Source organism: Pseudomonas sp. Irchel s3b5, assembly GCF_900187435.1.
GTDB lineage: Bacteria > Pseudomonadota > Gammaproteobacteria > Pseudomonadales > Pseudomonadaceae > Aquipseudomonas.
The window spans coordinates 1-17,974 of record NZ_FYDY01000039.1 but is presented as its reverse complement, the minus strand read 5'-3'; the positions used below and the strand labels follow the sequence as shown (position 1 = coordinate 17,974).

The following is a 17,974-nucleotide window of genomic DNA, read 5'->3' as shown; positions in this document are numbered from 1 at the left end:
CTGCCGCCATGGCCTACGATTCGATTTTCAAAGCCGATCTGTTTGCTGGCCAAAACATCATTGTCACCGGTGGCGGCAGTGGCATCGGTCGTTGCACCGCCCACGAACTGGCCGCTCTCGGCGCCCATGTTCTGCTGATCGGACGCAAGGCCGACAAACTCAAAAGTGTCGCAACGGAAATCGTCGAAGACGGTGGCAAGGCGGATTGGGCGACTTGCGACATTCGCGACGAAGAAGCGGTTACGCATCTGGTCAGTGAACTGATCCGCCAGCATGGCCCCATTCATGGACTGGTCAATAACGCTGGTGGGCAGTACCCATCGCCCCTGGCCTCGATCAATCAAAAGGGTTTCGAAACCGTGATGCGCACCAACCTGGTGGGCGGTTTCCTGATGGCCCGGGAAGTGTTCAACCAGTCCATGAGCAAGCACGGCGGCGCCATCGTCAACATGCTGGCCGACATGTGGGGCGGCATGCCCGGCATGGGGCACTCCGGCGCAGCACGTTCGGGCATGGACAACCTGACCAAGACCGCCGCGTTCGAATGGGGTTATGCCGGGGTGCGGGTCAATGCCGTGGCACCGGGCTGGATTGCCTCCAGCGGCATGGACACCTATGAAGGCGCGTTCAAAGCCGTGATCCCGACCTTGCGTGAACACGTGCCGCTCAAACGCATCGGGACAGAATCGGAAGTCAGCGCCGCGATTGTTTTCCTCCTCAGCCCGGCCGCAGCGTTCGTCAGCGGCAGCACGTTGCGCATCGACGGTGCCGCCAGCCTTGGCGGGCGTGCCTGGCCGATCCACAAGGCGACTAACAGTGAGTCTTACAACGGTTTCCACCGCGCCTACCTTCCCGATGTCCTCAAGGACAAGGAATAACCCATGCCGGTGATTCAGTCGCAACTCGATCCCCATAGTGAACAGTTCGCCCAGAACCGTGCGGCGATGCTGAGCGCGATAGAGCAGGTGCGCACACTTGAACAGAACCTGCTGAGCAAGGCTGCCGAGGCCAAGCCGAAATTCGAGAAACGCGGTCAGCTGTTGCCCCGGGAACGCCTCAATCTTTTGCTGGACCCTGGCGCGCCGTTCCTCGAGTTGGCGAGTCTGGCCGGTTTCAAGCTGCACGATGACAAGGACGGCAACTCCGCCGGTGGCGGCCTGATCGCCGGTATCGGCTACGTCTCGGGTGTGCGGGTACTGGTGGTGGCGAACAACAGCGCGATCAAGGGTGGAACCATCTCCCCCAGCGGTCTGAAAAAATCCCTGCGCCTGCAACAGATCGCCATGGAAAACAAACTGCCAGTGATCACCCTTGCCGAAAGCGGCGGCGCCAACCTCAATTACGCAGCGGAGATTTTCGTCGAAGGCGCGCGCAGCTTTGCCAACCAGGCGCGGATGTCGGCGATGGGCCTGCCACAGATCACCGTGGTGCACGGTTCAGCCACCGCTGGCGGCGCTTATCAACCCGGTTTGTCGGACTACGTGGTGGTGGTGCGCGGCAAGGCCAAGTTGTTTTTGGCCGGCCCGCCGCTGTTGAAGGCCGCCACCGGCGAAGTCGCGACGGATGAGGAACTGGGCGGCGCCGAGATGCACGCGCAAACCGCCGGCACCGCCGAGTACCTGGCGGAAAACGACGCCGACGGTGTGCGTCAGGTGCGCGAGATCGTCAGCCTGCTGTCATGGAACGATCAACTGCCCTGGTTACCTGAACCACAATGGGCAGAGCCGCTCTACCCCATCGACGAACTGCTGGGGCTGATCCCGGACGACCCGAAAAAACCTTACGACGTGCGCGAAATCATTGCCCGCATTGCCGATGGCTCGAACTTCCTCGACTTCAAGGTCGAGTTCGATCAGCAGACCGTCTGCGGTCACCTGAAAATCCAGGGACGGACCTGTGGTTTCATCGGCAACAACGGCCCGATCACGCCCAAAGGGGCGAGCAAGGCAGCGCAATTCATTCAGCTGTGCGACCAGAGCCAGACACCGCTGCTGTTTTTCCACAACACCACCGGGTTCATGGTCGGCACCGAATCGGAACAGCAAGGCGTGATCAAGCATGGCGCCAAGATGATACAAGCGGTGGCCAACGCCCGTGTGCCCAAACTGACCGTCGTCGTCGGTGGCTCCTATGGTGCCGGTAACTATGCGATGTGCGGGCGCGGCCTCGACCCGCGCTTCATCTTCGCCTGGCCCAACAGCCGCACTGCGGTGATGGGCGGTGCCCAGGCAGGCAAGGTGCTGCGCATCGTCACCGAGGCCAAACAAGCCAAGGATGGCCTGGTGCCCGACCCGAAAGTGCTCGACATGCTCGAACAGGCCGCCGCGCAGAAACTCGACAGCCAGTCCACGGCGCTTTACGGCAGCGCCAATCTGTGGGACGACGGTTTGATCGACCCACGGGATACCCGAACGCTGCTCGGCTACTTGCTGGATATCTGTCACGAGGCCGAAGTGCGGTCACTCCAAACCAACAGTTTTGGCGTTTCGCGTTTTTGAATTGATCGTCAGGAGAACAATAAAAATGATCTTCACCCAGGAACACGAAGCACTGCGCCGCACGGTTCGCCAATTCGTCGAGCACGAGATCAATCCGCACGTCGACGAATGGGAAAAAGCCGGACGCTTTCCGATCCACGAGATTTTCCGCAAGGCCGGCGACCTTGGTTTGCTGGGCATTTCCAAACCGGAAAAATTCGGTGGTATGGGACTCGACTACAGCTATTCGATCGTCGCTGCCGAAGAGTTCGGCACCATCCATTGCGGCGGCATCCCGATGTCCATCGGCGTGCAGACCGACATGTGCACCCCGGCCCTGGCCCGTTTCGGCTCCGATGAGTTGCGTGATGAGTTCCTGCGCCCGGCCATCAGCGGCGAACAGGTCGGCTGCATCGGCGTTTCCGAAGTCGGTGCGGGTTCCGACGTGGCCGGGCTGAAAACCAGTGCGCGCAAGGACGGCGACGACTACGTGATCAACGGCAGCAAGATGTGGATCACCAACTCACCCAGCGCTGATTTCATCTGCCTGCTGGCGAACACATCGGACGACAAACCGCACATCAACAAGTCGTTGATCATGGTGCCGATGAACGCGCCGGGCATCAGCCTCAGCTCGAACCTGGACAAACTCGGCATGCGCAGTTCGGAAACCGCCCAGGTGTTTTTCGACAACGTGCGCGTACCGCAGCGCAACCGCATCGGCCATGAAGGCGCGGGTTTCATGATGCAAATGCTGCAATTCCAGGAGGAACGCCTGTTTGGCGCCGCCAACATGATCAAGGGCCTGGAATACTGCGTCGACAGCACCATCGAGTACTGCAAGGAGCGCAAAACCTTCGGCAATGCGCTAATCGACAACCAGGTCATCCACTTCCGCCTGGCCGAACTGCAGACCGAAATCGAATGCCTGCGGGCGCTGGTCTATCAAGCCACCGAGCAATACGTCAAAGGCCAGGACGTTACGCGCCTGGCCTCCATGGCCAAGCTCAAGGCCGGACGGCTGGGCCGCGAAGTCAGCGACAGTTGCCTGCAATACTGGGGCGGCATGGGTTTCATGTGGGACAACCCGGTCGCCCGCGCCTATCGCGATGTGCGACTGGTCTCGATTGGCGGCGGTGCCGACGAAATCATGTTGGGGATCATCTGCAAACTCATGGGCATCCTGCCTGGGAGAAAGAAATGAACAACCTGCCGGTTTGCCAGACCTTGTTGTTGGAACTGCACAACGGCGTGTTGCACGTCACCCTCAACCGCCCGGAAAGTCGCAACGCCATGAGTGTGCAAATGGTCACCGAATTGCGTTCGGTGCTGGCCTCGGTCCGCGATAAACCGGGGGTTCGCGCCTTGGTGATCGGCGGCGTCGGTGGGCACTTCTGTGCCGGCGGCGATATCAAGGACATGGCCAATGCCCGCACTCAGGGTCCGAATGCCCATCGCGATCTGAACCGGGTGTTCGGTGCGCTGCTGCAAGAGATGCAACACGCGCCACAGGTGGTGATCACGATCCTGCAAGGCGCCGTGTTGGGTGGCGGTTTCGGCCTGGCCTGTGTCAGCGATATCGCCATGGCCGATCATTCGGCGCAATTCGGCCTGCCGGAAACCAGCCTCGGTCTGTTGCCCGCGCAAATTGTGCCGTTCGTGGTGCAACGCATCGGCCTGACCCAGGCCCGACGACTGGCCCTGACCGCGGCCCGTTTCGATGGGATCCAGGCTCGGAAGATGGGGTTGGTGCATTTTGTCGAACACGATCCACAGGCGTTGGCCGAGCGTCTCGACGAGGTGTTGGCCCATGTGTTGTGTTGCGCGCCAGGGGCCAACGCCGCGACCAAGAAGCTCTTGCTGGCGAGCGCCGGACAACCGACGGATGCCTTGCTGGACGAGGCTGCCGAATGGTTCAGCGAGGCGGTGACCGGGCCTGAAGGGGTCGAAGGAACGATGGCCTTCTTGCAAAAACGTAAACCGGGGTGGGCTTCTTGAAAGCATCGCTGGCAAGCCCGCTCCTACAGGTTCTGTGTGCGACATAAACCCACTGTAGGAGCTGGCTTGCCAGCGATGAGGCCCGACCAGACACCGCAACTTTCAGAGAGCCAACCCATGCCCGGACTCAAAAAAATCCTCATCGCCAACCGCGGTGAAATCGCCTGTCGCATCCAGCGCACCGCGCAGGCGCTGGGCTATCGCACCGTTGCCGTGTTCAGCGATGCCGACGCCGACGCCTTGCATGTGCAGATGGCCGACGAAGCAGTCAACATCGGCCCGGCTCCGGTGCAACAGTCTTATCTGAACATCCCGGCAATCCTCGACGCGGCACGCCGCACCGGGGCGGACGCGATCCATCCGGGTTACGGTTTTCTTTCGGAGAACGCCGGATTCGCCCGCGCCTGCCAGGCAGCCGGCCTCACCTTCATCGGCCCAAGCCCCGAAGCCATCGAATTGATGGGCAGCAAGCGCCTGTCGAAAATCGCCATGCTCGAAGCCGGTGTGCCGTGCATCAACGGCTATCAAGGTGCGCAACAGGACGACGCCACCCTGAGCCGTGAAGCCGAACGAATCGGTTATCCGCTGATGATCAAGGCCAGCGCTGGCGGCGGTGGTCGTGGCATGCGCCTGGTGCATGACGCAGGGGATTTGCTTGCGCAGATTCGCACCGCGCGCTCGGAAGCCTTGAACGGCTTTGGCAGCGATGAACTGATTCTCGAGCAGGCCTTGATCGAGCCTCGTCACGTCGAGATTCAACTGTTTGGCGATCAGCACGGCAACCTGATTTACCTCGGTGAGCGCGATTGTTCGATCCAGCGCCGCCACCAGAAAGTCATCGAAGAAGCGCCCTGCCCGGTCATGACCATCGAACTGCGCCAGGCCATGGGTGAAGCCGCGCTCAAAGCCGGGCGAGCGGTGAATTACGTCGGCGCCGGCACGGTGGAGTTTCTGCTGGATGCCCGTGGCCAGTTCTACTTTCTGGAAATGAACACCCGGCTGCAAGTGGAGCACCCGGTGACCGAATTGATCACGGGATTGGACCTGGTGGCCTGGCAGTTGAACGTGGCCGAAGGGCAAGCGCTGCCATTGCGTCAGGAACAAGTGCAGCTCAACGGGCACGCCATGGAAGTGCGCTTGTACGCCGAAGATCCCGCTCAGGGATTCCTCCCGCAAACCGGATGCATCACGGGGTGGGAGCCGGGTCTGCAGGACGGTGTGCGGATCGACCATGGCTTGATCGAAGGCCAGACCATCAGCCCGTTCTACGACCCGATGCTCGGCAAGATCATCGCCCATGGCGCCACCCGCGAAGAGGCGCGGCGCAAGTTGCTGCGCGCGGTGCAAGACACCGTGCTGCTGGGCGTGCACGGCAATCAGCGCTTGCTCGCCAGCCTGCTGGAGCATCCACAATTTGCCAGCAGTGATTTCAGCACCGGGTTCATTCAGCAACATTTCGCCAACGATGCCTGCCTGCAACCGCTGGTGCCGAGCGCCGAACAACTGGCCATTGCTGCGGCGCTGCTTTATCACGCCTCGGCGATGACGCACCCTGCCCCGCTGGCCGGTTGGCGCAACAACGCCAGCGTGCCACTGCACTATCGTGTCGGTGCCGAGGATCAGGACTGGCCGGTGCAATTGCACGCCGTACCTGGCGAGCCATTGCAAATTCAAGCCGCCAGCCGCCATATCAACCTGAAGATCATTCAGTGCGACGGGCGCTGGGCCACCCTGGAAATCGACGGCATCCGTCAACGCCACGCTTATCGCCTGGAGGCCGGGCAACTCTGGTTATCCACCCGTCCGGGCAGTTTGCGCTTGGAGGATCGCACCCAGGCGCCGGTCAGCAGCCGGACCAGCATCAGCACCGGCACCCTCAAGGCGCCCATGGATGGCGCGATTGTCGATGTGCTGGTCAGCGAAGGCAGCGCTGTGAGCAAGGGGCAACTGCTGGTGGTGCTGGAAGCCATGAAAATGGAACACCCGCTCAAATCGGGTATCGACGGTGTGCTCAAGCGTTTGCAGGTGCAGGTCGGCGATCAAGTCAAAAACCGCCAGATACTGCTGGAGGTCGAATAAGCCTCTAGGCGGAACCGCCGGGTTTGGCTACGCTCAGCGCTATCAAGTCGCGGATACCAGGAACCCTGCAATGCCTCACTGGCTGGTCATTGATCTGGAAGCCACCACCGATGAGGGTGGTTGGCCGATAACGGAAATGGAAATCATCGAAATCGGCGCGACCCTGGTGGACCGCAAAGGTCGGGAGCTGGATCACTTCCAGCGCTTCGTCCGGCCGTTGCGGCGGCCCTTGCTGACGCCGTTTTGCCGGGAACTCACGCACATCACCCAGGCCAACATCGATACCGCACAACCGCTGAGCGAGGTCTGGGCGGATTTTGAGCGCTGGCTTGGCCAACATCACACACACCTTGAAGGCTGGGTCAGCTGGGGCGACTACGATCGCAAACAATTGCTGCTGGAGTGGCAGCAGCTGCAACTCGCCAGCGTATTGGCCAACGTGCCCCACATGAACCTCAAGCAGCGGTTTGCCAAGGTGCGGCGGCTCGAACGTCCGCTGGGCCTCAATGGCGCCCTGCAACTGGCCGGCTTGCAGTTCACCGGCCAGCAACACCGGGCACTGGAAGATGCGCGCAATACCGCACGGCTATTGCCGCTGGTTCTTCCGCTTTAGACAGGTGACGACGCCAAGGGCCTTGTGCATACTGGCCGGCCCTTTTTAGCCCTTTTTAGCCCTTTTTAGCCCTTTTCGAGGAATCGCCCATGTTTAAAGTCAACGAGTACTTCGACGGCACCGTCAAGTCGATCGCCTTTGGCACCGCAGAAGGTCCGGCGACCATCGGCGTCATGGCTCCGGGCGAATACGAATTCGGCACCAGCCAGCGTGAAATCATGCACGTCGTGAGCGGCGCACTGACGGTCAAACTGCCGGACAGCAGCGACTGGGAAACCTTTGCCGCCGGTAGCCAGTTCAACGTGCCTGCCAACAGCAAGTTCCAGCTGAAAGTGGCTGTCGACACCGCTTACCTGTGCGAATACCGCGGCTGAAACCACGGTTTTTTTAGCGCAACAAAAAATGCCCGTGTCCTTGGACACGGGCATTTTTCATTCCTGGCACGGCTATTCGAGGATCTCTACCGGCATGCCGACTTCGAGTCGGCCATTGCCATCGTTGACCAGGTTCTGGCCAAACATCGCGCCATCTGCTGTGGAACGGTACTTCTGCAAGGTCGCAAAGGGTTCGCGATCTACACTGCGTTCGCCGGTTTCCGGGTCGATGGTGGTCAGGATGCAGCGTGAGCACGGCTTGACCACGCGGAACTCGACCTCGCCGATACGAATGCGTTTCCAGCCATCCTCGGCGAAGGCTTCGCTGCCCTCGATCACCAGATTCGGTCGAAAACGCAGCATTTCCATCGGGCGACCGACCTCCTGTGACAAGTCCTCCAAAGACGCCTGACCGATCAACAACAGCGGGAAGCCATCGGCAAACGCCACCTGATCATCATCTTTGCCGAAGCCCGCCTGAGTGGTCCGTGCGCGGTCCAGCGGCACTTGCACCAGACGTGTCGGTTGACCGATGAACTTGCTGACCCAGGCCGCCGCCGCATCACCGGCATCGGGAACACGCAAGGTGTCGCGCCAGATCGTCACGCCACGCAGTTCCGCGTCACTGCCGGGCAGCACCACGTTCATCGGTGAATGGCCGGGAGCACTGAGGGTCAAGCCGCCTTCGGCATTCCACAAGGCCGACAGCTGACTCATCTGCGCCACCGCCCGCTGGGTCAGGAAGCGCCCGCTGGACTCATCCACCAGCATCCAGCGTCGATCTCCGTCCAGCCCCAATTTGTCGAGACCGATCTGTTGCAAGGCTTCACCCCTGGCGGATTTCAACGGATAACGATAAAGCGCGCTCAAACGCAGCATAGCCGGCTCCCTGGATGGCAAAAAAGCCACCCTATACGAGCTTGCTCGACGAATCAAAGAGCAAAAACCTGTAGGAGCGAGCTTGCTCGCGATGGTGTATCAGTTACATCCCTGCCGGATGTGCCGACGCGATCGCGAGCAAGCTCGCTCCAACAGTGGTCGAGGACTTGATCAGGCCGGAACTTCGTCAAGCATCAGACGCTGACGCACCACGTCGACGAGTTTGTCCGGCTGGAATTTGGACAGGAAGTTATCGCAGCCGACTTTCTTCACCATCGAGTCGTTGAAACTGCCGGACAACGAGGTGTGCAGCACCACATACAGCCCACGCAGACGCGGATCGTTGCGGATTTCGGTGGTCAGGCGATAGCCGTCCATTTCCGGCATTTCCGCATCGGTGAAGACCATCAGCAGTTTGTCGGTCATGTCCACGCCGGTGTCCGCCCAGGCCTTGAGCATGTTCAACGCTTTCATGCCGTCGCTGGCGATGTGCATTTTCACCCCCAACTGCCCCAGGGTGTCGCGCAATTGCGCCAGCGCCACGTTCGAGTCATCCACCAGCAACACTTCACGGCCCCGGGCGCGCTCCAGCACCGGATCGGCCAGTTTTTCACGGGACACCTTGGCGTTGTACGGCACGATCTCGGCCAGGACCTTTTCCACATCGATGATTTCCACCAGCTGATCATCGACCTTGCTGATGGCCGTCAGGTAATGCTGGCGGCCGGCGCTGGTCGGCGGCGGCAGGATGGCTTCCCAGTTCATGTTGACGATACGGTCCACACCACCGACCAGGAATGCCTGCACCGAGCGGTTGTACTCGGTCACGATGATCGTGCTGCCGGGTCCCGGCACCAACGGACGCATGCCGATGGCCTGGGACAAGTCGATGACCGGCAGTGTCTGACCACGCAGATTGACCACGCCGCACACGAAAGGATGGCGCTGGGGCATCAGGGTCAACTTCGGCAACTGCAGGACTTCTTGCACTTTAAAGACGTTGATCGCGAACAACTGGCGTCCGGCGAGACGGAACATGAGAATTTCCAGGCGATTCTCACCCACCAGTTGCGTGCGTTGGTCTACCGTGTCGAGAATGCCGGCCATCGATGACTCCAGGTCTTGTTCGGATGAATTCACTTAAGGAAGGTTATCGGCAATGTTTGCCGTAGCTTGACCCCTCTAAAATGCCACGCCCAAGCATTGATGTCACATTAACATCATGCTTTACTGGCGCCGTGATTGACCTCTGTCACCTCCGCGCCCCACGACCATCATTTGTGCATTAGGTTCCGCTGCATAAGGGATTCCCCTAGCAACAATCAGGTGCAACCTGATATTCGCAATATCCAATTGCCATTAATGTGACGCCATTCTCATTGCATGAACGGAGTCAGGCTTTTGTGTGCGATCGCAGGTAAGTGGCCAACCACCCTCTCGTCCTTCTCAGGCTGCCTCCAGGCCGGTTCAAAACCGGACTCCTTTCTCGTCGGCACACACGACACCCCCCTCATTTTAATGACGTTGTGGAGATAATCATGCCGAACGACCGTAAAGAGTGGGCTCAACGAATCCCGGAGTTTCTTGTCGAGGCTGAAACGCTCCTGGGTAAAACCGAGGAATGCCTGAGTCATTTGCAACTGATCAGCAATGACAAGGATGCCATCGACTGCATGCTCAGCAACTTGCTCAAGCTGGCCAACAGGGCTGATGCGCTGGCGTTGGCTGCCGTGTCGGAGTTCTCACTGCACATCCATGGCCTGCTGAACCACGCACAGAATCACATGAGCCTGCATGACGAGGCCCTGAGCGCACTGAAAGACTGCCTGACCCTGATTGCCTGGCAACTTGAACTCATCGACCAGACCACAGGCCAGCTCAGTCTCGACGAATCTGAACAGACGACGTTGATCGAAGCCTTTGCCTTTCAGGTCGGACACAGCCAGTTTCAACTACCCGTCAACACCAGGCCATTCACGCGCGTGTCCTACCTGGAACGGCAAGCCTGAAATCATCAACCGATGCTGGGGCGCAATGTTTTAGTGGGCGCCGATATTGGCCTGTGCGGATGTCGCTTTTAAAACCTTCCTGCATAAGCGACTGTTTGTAACTAACAGTCATTCTTTTAGCCAGTTACATTCTGTATTCCATCTAAGGTTTTGCCTGGCATTAACACAGGCATCGACCACACTTTGTCCATTATGGATCCATAAGCCAAAAGCCCCCTTTCCTGACTTCTGCATCGACCCCACGCGCGACCAACGATTTCTTAAGTGCTATTATGCCGTCCATTAGTTGACGCCAAATAATGGTAGTGTGCGTGCCGACTACACCGGCGAATCAGCTCAGGCTGATGCAAAAATAAAAAACACACCCGTTGAAGTCGACGCGTCACCAGACAAAACAGAGACTTGTCCAATTGGCTGGTCTGCCCGCAGCGAACATCCATTGGCTCCATCCGTTATGCACGCCAGCCTCAAGTCAATCGCCACGTGGCCACCCTCCGGAGAAAATGCCCGCAGGTTCACGTTGTTGCTATGCGCCTGCTCCACAGTCGGTAGTTTGTGGGCTTATAGCCTGTCCATTCGCTTGCCACTGGGTCTGTTGCTTCTCAACGTTGCCGCGCTGACCAGCGTCTGGGTGCAATACCGCCTCTCTCGCAAATCGATAAAATTCCAGCCCCAGGAACTGGCCGACCGCCTGCTGCAGGTTCAGGAAAACGAGCGTCACCGATTGAGCCGGGAATTGCATGACGACATTGGCCAACTGCTGACCGCCGCCAAACTGCAAAGTGACTGGCTCAAACGGCGGATGCCCGAAGAACTCCACGGGCAATGCTCCATCCTGTGCGACACGCTCGAAGAGACGCTGGCCAAAGTCCGTGATGTTTCGGCCATCCTCAATCCCCGGCAACTGGCCAGCCTTGGGCTGGAAGCCAGTCTGCGTGCGCACCTGCTCAAGACCCTGGCCAATACGCCGGTGCACTGGAGCCTGGAATGTCATCAGCGCCTGACCGGCATACCGGAAGAAATCGCCGTGGCGGCATTCCGTATCACCCAGGAAGCGGTCACCAACATCTTGCGGCATGCCCAAGCGAAAAATTTGCAGGTCTGCCTGCAACGTCAGCCCCAAGGCCTGATGCTACAAATCCGCGACGACGGTCTGGGGTTTTCACCTGCCTCAGATCCCGGCCGTGAAGGTCAACGGGGTATGGCCGGAATGTCGGAACGGATCGATCAATTGGGCGGCACATTGACCGTTGCCAGCGAACCGGGCAAAGGTACTCAAATCGAAGCTCTCTTCCCCTGGGCGCCTCGTGCGCTTGAACGGGCCAGTTCGAATAAGGTTATGCATTGACTTGTAACTTACTTCTGGTGGATGACCACTCGCTGATCAGGGCTGGCGTGCGCGCTCTGGTAATGGATCTTCCCGGCTATGCCGTCATTGGTGAAGCCAATGACGGGTCGCAGTTGCTTGAGCTGGTCGAGCAATTGCTTCCGGATATTGTCTTGCTGGATATTTCCATGCGGCAGACCGGAGGCCTGGAATCCTTGCAGCAGCTCAAACGCGTCCGCCCGCAAAGCAAGGTGCTGATCCTGTCCATGCACACCGACCCGGCTGTCATCATGCAGGCACTGGAATCCGGCGCCCACGGTTACCTGCTCAAGGACACAACCGCCACCGAACTCGAGCATGCTCTGGAGGCTTTGCGTAACAACGAACGCTACCTGAGCCCGGCCATCGCTCACACGGTCATCAATCAGGCGCTCACCCGACACCAGAAAAACCAGCCGGAGCCTTCCGACTCGCACAACCTGACCGCGCGCCAGCTGGAAATCCTGCGACTGATCGTTCGCGGGAAATCCACCCGGGAGATCGCCAACGGCCTGGGCTTGAGCGTCAAGACCGTCGAGACCCATCGCTCGCAGATCATGAAACGCTTGCAGATCTACGACGTGGCAGGTCTGGTGCTGTTTGCAGTGCGTGAACAAATCATCAGCCTGGACGATTAACCTCTGCATTGGCGCTTAACAGCAGCGAGGTCTCAGGCAAATGCACAAGCAGCGCCGCTGGACGCACCGAAAACCGTAGGCTATTCCCTTCCAGTGGCTCACCGTCCAGGTTGATGTAAAGCCCTTCAGACACCTTGATCTCGATCCAGGGCAACCGGGCGCGAACGAACAGGCTGTCGATGCCGAACCCCTCGGTCAACAGGTTCTTTAATGTGCCCACCACTTCCTGCGGTGCAGGCAAGATACTGATATCCAGTAATCCGTCATCCACCAGGGCTTCAGGACACAGCACCCGCCCTCCACCGGCCTGCCGTCCATTACCGATACCCAACGCCAACAGATCGCCTTGCCAGTGAAAGTCCGGTCCCTGCAACTCACCGTAAGCGGCATGCAGCTCGTTGAAGCGTGAAAGACCGGTAAACAGATAGGCCGCGCCACCGAGGATCTTTTTCAGTTCTTCCGAGGTGTTCGCCGTCACCTGACTGCCAAAGCCTCCCGTGGCCATGTTCAGAAATACCTGCCCATCGACCTCTCCCAGATCGATTGCACTCGGCGCAGACTCCAGAAGCTCCAGCGCCAAAGCGGGTTCAAGCGGGACGCCCGCCGCGCGCGCAAAATCGTTGGCAGTGCCCAGCGGCATCAGCACCAGGCTGGCCTGGGTCGGTTGCATTGCCATGGCTTCGGCGATATCACGCAAGGTGCCATCGCCGCCCCCCGCGATGATCTGCCGATAACCCGCCGCCAGTGCTTGCGTCACCATCCGCTGCGCGTCGCCGGCCTCCCAGGTCAAGCTAACCGCCAACTCCCAACCCTGTTCACGTTTGTTTGCGACAGCGGCACGCACCTCTTCGTTGAGCGCCTGCTTGCCATGCAGAATCAATAGCGCCTTGCGTTCGCTCATGCGGTGTTCCCCCGGAATGAATGCCATCTGGGAAATGTGACCTCGCCACACGCCATAAAAGTCGCCAGGTCGCGAATTAATTCCGGCGGGTAATTTTGTTCGGTATCACATTGCGGGATTTTTCTTACAAAACGTGAGGAATCGGCTCAATTGACCCAGAAAGAGGATTGGTTCACTTTGGGTCGGCGGTTTTCAGTCATCAGGACAAACACAAGGACGTGCCATTGCAAAACCAACACATCGGTTCATCGGTCATTCAGGTTATGGCGCTCGCAGAAAAACGTGCCGACCACCGGGCAGAGCCCAAAGACAGCGCAAAAGCCACTGGAGAAGTTGATATGGAACCTCGCGTCACCGAACTGGAAACACACCTCAAGTACATCCGCAGAGACATGGACGAAGTCCGGGGTGACGTCAAATCCATCAAGCATCGGCTTGCCTACTCGGCCGGAGGTACAGCGGTCGTCCTCGGGCTCCTCGGCTGGATTGCCAATAGTCGATTCGAGCAGGTCATTGCCCTGCTGCTGGCTCATTGACTCGCCATAAGTGCAAAGCCCGGCTCATTCGACCGGGCTTTGCATGTAGGGTGGAGCAGCCGTCAGCCCAATACTTCACTTAACGGAATGAAGTTCACGCTGTCACCCTGAACCAAGGTGCGCCCCTCCAGCACCTCAACCAAACCATCGGCCCACGCGGCACTGCGCAGTACGCCGGAACTCTGGTTTCTATAGATAATTGCCCGACCGTTTTCTAGGCGTCCCCGTAGATACTCACGCCGGTTACCGGCCTGTGGCCAGTCAAACCCTGCGGGCACCTGCACGTTTAGCGGCTCAACGTCTTGCACGCCCTGTCGGCGCAGGAGGTAAGGCCTGGCCAGTAACGCGAAGGTCACCAGCGTCGATGCCGGATTGCCAGGCAGACCAATCACGGGTACGCCACGAAAATGCCCGAACGTCAGTGGTTTACCGGGTTTGATCGCAAGTTTCCACAGCGTTAATTCACCTTCTTCACGCAAGGCAATGCCCAAAAAGTCGGCCTCACCTACCGATACTCCGCCTGTCGAGAGAATCAGGTCGACATCCTTCAATTCCCCCAATCGGGCGCGAGTGGTTTCCAGATTATCCGGGAGAATGCCCGCATCAATGACTTCACAGCCCAAACGCTGCAACCAGCTGCAAAGCAATACCCGATTACTGTTATAGATCTGCCCCGGCCCCAACGCTTGTCCTGGCTCAATCAACTCGTCGCCAGTGGACAACACGGCTACGCGCACTTTTCGGATGACATCAAGCTCGGCACAGCCCAAGGAGGCCGCCAATCCTTGTTCGATTGGGCCCAAACGCGTGCCTGCCGACAGAATCAGCTCACCGACCGTGGTTTCCTGGCCTTGCGGACGGATGTTCTGGCCCGGAGTCATGACTTCGGTGAAGCGCACTCGCTCATCGGCCTGAACGTCGGCGTTTTCCTGCATTTCGACACAATCGGCGCCGGCGGGAACAGGTGCGCCCGTGAAGATTCGCGCACAGGTTCCAGGCTCCAGGGGAGCGGGAGCCTGGCCGGCAAAAATCTTCTGGCTGACGGTCAACGGTTCACCCGTCCAGTCCGCCATCCTCAGCGCATAACCGTCCATGGCACTGTTGGGCCAGGGCGGCAGGTCAAGCGTCGACAGTAAATCTTCAGCCAACACTCGACCCTGCGCCTGCGCCAACGGCAAGCGTTCACGCTCGAAAATTCTTGAGGCTTCAGCCATTTCAAGCAAGCGTGCCAATGCCGCTTCGACGGGCATCAGGCTGCCGGTCTTGCCCGGCTTACCCACGGGATTCACAAGGGGCGGCCTGCTTCAAATGCGTCACGAAATTGCACGGGCGATGCCGTGAATCCAGCTGTTCGCCAAGGATGCCATCCCACCCCGTGCGCACGGCATTGGTCGAGCCCGGCAAGCAGCAGACCAGCGTGCCATTGGCCAAACCGGCCAAAGCTCGGGACTGAACGGTCGAGGTGCCAATGTCGGCCACCGATATCTGACGGAACAGTTCACCGAAACCATCCACCTGCTTGTCCAGCAAGCAGCTCACTGCTTCCGGCGTACTGTCACGTCCGGTAAATCCGGTGCCGCCGGTAATCAGCACGACTTGCACGACATCGTCGGCAATCCAGTTGGCCACTTGCGCGCGAATTTTGTAGAGGTCATCTTTGAGCAATACACGGGCAGCAAGGTGATGGCCGGCAGCGGTCAATCGGTCGACAAAAACCTGGCCGGAAGTGTCGGTTTCCAGGGTGCGGGTATCACTGACAGTCAGTACGGCGATGTTCAGCGGTGCGAAAGGCACATCAGCCTTGGCTTTCATAGGCTCGTCCAGTTGTAGGAGAAACAGCCCGGTGTTATATCACAGCGCCCCCTTTTTGCGCCGCTCCCGTGGAGACCTGCCATGACCACCAATACACATTTGCCGCCCTGCTCCATTCTGCTTCTGGCAGGTGGCCGCGGCCAACGTATGGGTGGCCAGGACAAAGGGTTACTGGACTGGCACGGCGAGCCGCTGATTACCCACTTGCATGCCAAGACCCGCGGGATGACCGATGACCTGATCATCTCCTGCAACCGCAATCTGGAGAAGTACGCGCCCTACGCCGATCAGTTGGTCCATGACGATGAAAGGGATTTCCCCGGCCCTCTGGCGGGTATCCGTGCGGGTCTGAACGCGGCTCGCCATACTCATCTGCTGGTTATGCCCTGCGACGTGCCACGTGTAGATGCGGCGCTGCTCACCAGCATGCGCGAAACCGCCAACCTGCATCCGGACAAACCGCTGATGCTGCGTCATGGCGACCATTGGGAACCGTTGTTGTGCGTGATACCGGTGACGCTCAAGGCAGCGTTCGAAGAAGCCTGGAATCAAGGTGAACGCAGCCCGGGCCGACTGATGCGCAAGCTCGGTGCAACGGCGTTGCAATGCCCCGACAATGACCCTCGACTGGCCAACCTCAACACACCGGAACTGTTGAGCACCGACTACACTGTGTCAGACTGACACTATGTGAGGAACTTGCTCGTGCCGTTTACGTCTCAAGCTCGGTAACCAAAAGAATTCCCATTCGGAGACACACCCATGACACAACGGACCCTCGCCACTTTCATGCTTGCCCTCGGCCTTGCGACCCTTGCCGGTTGCGCATCGCCATCGGTGATCACCTTGAATGACGGTCGCGAAATCCAGGCCGTCGACGCGCCACAGTACGACGATGAAACTGGCTTCTACGAATTCGAACAGCTGGATGGCAAGCAAACACGCATCAACAAGGATCAGGTTCGTACCGTCAAGGAGCTGTAATCCAGGACGAGAGATCAGATACAGAAAAGCCCGCTAGTCGCGTAATGCTGTTCACTTAAGCGGAGCAGCCTTACGGTCCACCGGAAACCGGGTCTTTGAGATCTTCACCGTCCTTGGCCTCAAAGGCCTCGGACGGTGATCCAGAAACATCCCTCCTACACCCGCCCTTAGCTCTGCCAACCGCCTTCCCGTTGCTGAAATCGGATTTGCCGCAGCCATCACGATCAGTTGAACGGCGATGTATTGGCAGGCTGACTTGAAACGGATGCCTGCATAGAAAGATCCAGCGCTGAGGCTACCCATTCAACAGGAATGTTTGAGTGAAGGTACTTAGATCAGAGAAGTTGAAAAGGTCGCCGAGGTCGAGCAGGTCTTGTTGAACAGACATAAAAAATCCGATACCAGAAGTCTGGTCTCGGATTTTCTAGGAAGCCCCGCGTGAGCTCAAATGCTTAAGTGAACAGCATTACGGCACGGGGCCGGGTTTTTGCTACTCGATACCGAGTTAGTGGTGTTTGTTTTTATGCTTGTGCTTGTGCTTATGGCCACCACCGGAATGGGAACTGCCATGATCATCGTCGTCGTTGCCCAGGTTATTGCCGACGCCACCACCCGCTGCACCGCCAAGGCCCGCACCAATGGTCGAACCCGTTGAGCCGCCGAGGCTGTTACCAATTATCGAGCCGCCTGCCGCACCTAAGCCACCGCCAATGGCTGCTTCGTTGCGACTGCCCTTATTCGCCCCGACTGCGCTCCCTGCCGCACCGCCGACACCGGCGCCGATGGCTGCGCCCGTGCTGCCGCCCAATTGGCCGCCGACGACGTTACCCAATGCACCACCCAGACCGCCGCCTACAGCAGCGGTGCCGTCATTGGCTGCCATTGCTCCTTGAGCCATCAACAGTCCAGCCACAAACGCGGACAGTGCCAAACGTTTAGTCTTTTTGCCGTTGTTAACCGGTGTCATAGGACGCCTCATGTTCTTCTGGGGTATATGGGCTTCGAGCCTTTGTTTAAAGAATCGTTCATAAAAGAAAAGGTCCGGCATTTACCCATTCAACCGGAATGTTTGAGTGAAGGTACTTAGATCAGAGAAGTTGAAAAGGTCGCCGAGGTCGAGCAGGTCTTGTTGAACAGACATAAAAAATCCGATACCAGAGGTCTGGTCTCGGATTTTCTAGGGAAATTCTGAAGAAGACTTCCTGATTTTGGCAAAATACCAGGACTCCACCCGCCGAGTTTTCCGATGAAACAGATGACCTTCGCTGACGCCGAGTACGCAGGCAAGCGTAAGCAGACCCGCAAAGA

The 17,974-nt window shown here is 58.8% G+C and carries 19 protein-coding genes and 1 pseudogene; 13 read left to right on the top strand and 7 right to left on the bottom strand.

All coding sequences use genetic code 11. From position 1 onward, the window contains the following. The first annotated feature begins 8 nt into the window (after positions 1-8). The 7 genes from CKW15_RS25640 (at position 9) to CKW15_RS25610 (ending at position 7,541) form a co-directional block, all read left to right on the top strand. Positions 9-878 (top strand): SDR family oxidoreductase, encoded by an 870-nt coding sequence (locus CKW15_RS25640; protein ID WP_095060746.1) that lies wholly within the window; start codon positions 9-11, stop codon positions 876-878. Positions 879-881: 3 nt separating this feature from the next. Further along, complete coding sequence (atuC, locus tag CKW15_RS25635; RefSeq protein WP_095060748.1) at positions 882-2,498, top strand: geranyl-CoA carboxylase subunit beta; 1,617 nt, start codon at positions 882-884, stop codon at positions 2,496-2,498. A 25-nt stretch (positions 2,499-2,523) separates the two neighbouring features. Next, a complete protein-coding gene (gene atuD / locus CKW15_RS25630) occupies positions 2,524-3,681 on the top strand; it encodes a citronellyl-CoA dehydrogenase (RefSeq protein ID WP_095060750.1) in 1,158 nt (385 codons plus the stop codon). After that, on the top strand, positions 3,678-4,475 hold the full coding sequence (locus CKW15_RS25625; RefSeq protein ID WP_095060752.1) for an enoyl-CoA hydratase/isomerase family protein: 798 nt from the start codon (positions 3,678-3,680) through the stop codon (positions 4,473-4,475). Before atuD ends, CKW15_RS25625 begins: the two co-directional genes overlap by 4 nt. Before the next feature lie 117 nt (positions 4,476-4,592). Next, a complete protein-coding gene (locus tag CKW15_RS25620) occupies positions 4,593-6,554 on the top strand; it encodes an acetyl/propionyl/methylcrotonyl-CoA carboxylase subunit alpha (RefSeq protein ID WP_095152884.1) in 1,962 nt (653 codons plus the stop codon). A gap of 70 nt (positions 6,555-6,624) precedes the next feature. Continuing rightward, complete coding sequence (locus CKW15_RS25615) at positions 6,625-7,167, top strand: exonuclease domain-containing protein (RefSeq protein WP_095060756.1); 543 nt, start codon at positions 6,625-6,627, stop codon at positions 7,165-7,167. A gap of 89 nt (positions 7,168-7,256) precedes the next feature. Further along, complete coding sequence (locus CKW15_RS25610) at positions 7,257-7,541, top strand: pyrimidine/purine nucleoside phosphorylase (protein WP_007940055.1); 285 nt, start codon at positions 7,257-7,259, stop codon at positions 7,539-7,541. A 72-nt stretch (positions 7,542-7,613) separates the two neighbouring features. On the opposite strand, the gene CKW15_RS25605 is transcribed toward CKW15_RS25610, so the two are convergent. Then, entirely contained in the window at positions 7,614-8,420 is an 807-nt protein-coding gene (locus CKW15_RS25605; RefSeq protein WP_095060758.1) for an MOSC domain-containing protein, read from the bottom strand. A gap of 171 nt (positions 8,421-8,591) precedes the next feature. After that, positions 8,592-9,527: a chemotaxis protein CheV gene (locus CKW15_RS25600; protein ID WP_095060760.1), complete on the bottom strand. Its 936-nt coding sequence runs from the start codon at positions 9,525-9,527 to the stop codon at positions 8,592-8,594. Positions 9,528-9,958: 431 nt separating this feature from the next. Between CKW15_RS25600 and CKW15_RS25595 the strand changes: the two genes are divergently transcribed. The 3 genes from CKW15_RS25595 to CKW15_RS25585 all read left to right on the top strand — a co-directional run bounded on the left by CKW15_RS25595 (position 9,959) and on the right by CKW15_RS25585 (position 12,433). After that, positions 9,959-10,429, top strand: a complete 471-nt coding sequence (locus CKW15_RS25595; RefSeq protein WP_095060762.1) for a hypothetical protein — start codon at positions 9,959-9,961, stop codon at positions 10,427-10,429. 454 nt (positions 10,430-10,883) lie between these two features. Beyond that, entirely contained in the window at positions 10,884-11,777 is an 894-nt protein-coding gene (locus tag CKW15_RS25590) for a sensor histidine kinase (RefSeq protein ID WP_095060764.1), read from the top strand. Then, entirely contained in the window at positions 11,774-12,433 is a 660-nt protein-coding gene (locus CKW15_RS25585) for a response regulator transcription factor (protein ID WP_095060767.1), read from the top strand. The genes CKW15_RS25590 and CKW15_RS25585 overlap by 4 nt, the downstream gene beginning before the upstream one ends. On the opposite strand, the gene yegS is transcribed toward CKW15_RS25585, so the two are convergent. Further along, positions 12,417-13,334: a lipid kinase YegS gene (gene yegS, locus CKW15_RS25580; RefSeq protein ID WP_095060769.1), complete on the bottom strand. Its 918-nt coding sequence runs from the start codon at positions 13,332-13,334 to the stop codon at positions 12,417-12,419. The genes CKW15_RS25585 and yegS overlap by 17 nt on opposite strands. A 263-nt stretch (positions 13,335-13,597) precedes the next feature. On the opposite strand from yegS, the gene CKW15_RS25575 reads away from it, so the two are divergent. Further along, positions 13,598-13,870 carry a hypothetical protein gene (locus CKW15_RS25575; protein ID WP_095060783.1) on the top strand — a complete coding sequence of 91 codons (273 nt, stop codon included), beginning with the start codon at positions 13,598-13,600 and terminating at the stop codon, positions 13,868-13,870. Between the two features lie 62 nt (positions 13,871-13,932). On the opposite strand, the gene glp is transcribed toward CKW15_RS25575, so the two are convergent. Further along, positions 13,933-15,159, bottom strand: coding sequence for a gephyrin-like molybdotransferase Glp (glp, locus tag CKW15_RS25570; protein WP_095060771.1), 1,227 nt, complete (start codon positions 15,157-15,159; stop codon positions 13,933-13,935). Then, on the bottom strand, positions 15,143-15,682 hold the full coding sequence (moaB, locus tag CKW15_RS25565; protein WP_095060773.1) for a molybdenum cofactor biosynthesis protein B: 540 nt from the start codon (positions 15,680-15,682) through the stop codon (positions 15,143-15,145). The genes glp and moaB overlap by 17 nt, the downstream gene beginning before the upstream one ends. A gap of 81 nt (positions 15,683-15,763) precedes the next feature. Between moaB and mobA the strand changes: the two genes are divergently transcribed. After that, entirely contained in the window at positions 15,764-16,366 is a 603-nt protein-coding gene (mobA, locus tag CKW15_RS25560; RefSeq protein ID WP_095060775.1) for a molybdenum cofactor guanylyltransferase MobA, read from the top strand. A 78-nt stretch (positions 16,367-16,444) separates the two neighbouring features. Then, positions 16,445-16,666, top strand: a complete 222-nt coding sequence (locus CKW15_RS25555; RefSeq protein WP_095060777.1) for a YgdI/YgdR family lipoprotein — start codon at positions 16,445-16,447, stop codon at positions 16,664-16,666. 51 nt (positions 16,667-16,717) lie between these two features. Here CKW15_RS25555 and CKW15_RS25550 read toward each other — a convergent pair. After that, a pseudogene (locus CKW15_RS25550) lies at positions 16,718-16,936 on the bottom strand (IS4 family transposase); the annotation flags it as partial. Between the two features lie 235 nt (positions 16,937-17,171). Beyond that, on the bottom strand, positions 17,172-17,633 hold the full coding sequence (locus CKW15_RS25545; RefSeq protein WP_095060779.1) for a glycine zipper domain-containing protein: 462 nt from the start codon (positions 17,631-17,633) through the stop codon (positions 17,172-17,174). Positions 17,634-17,974: the final 341 nt, after the last annotated feature.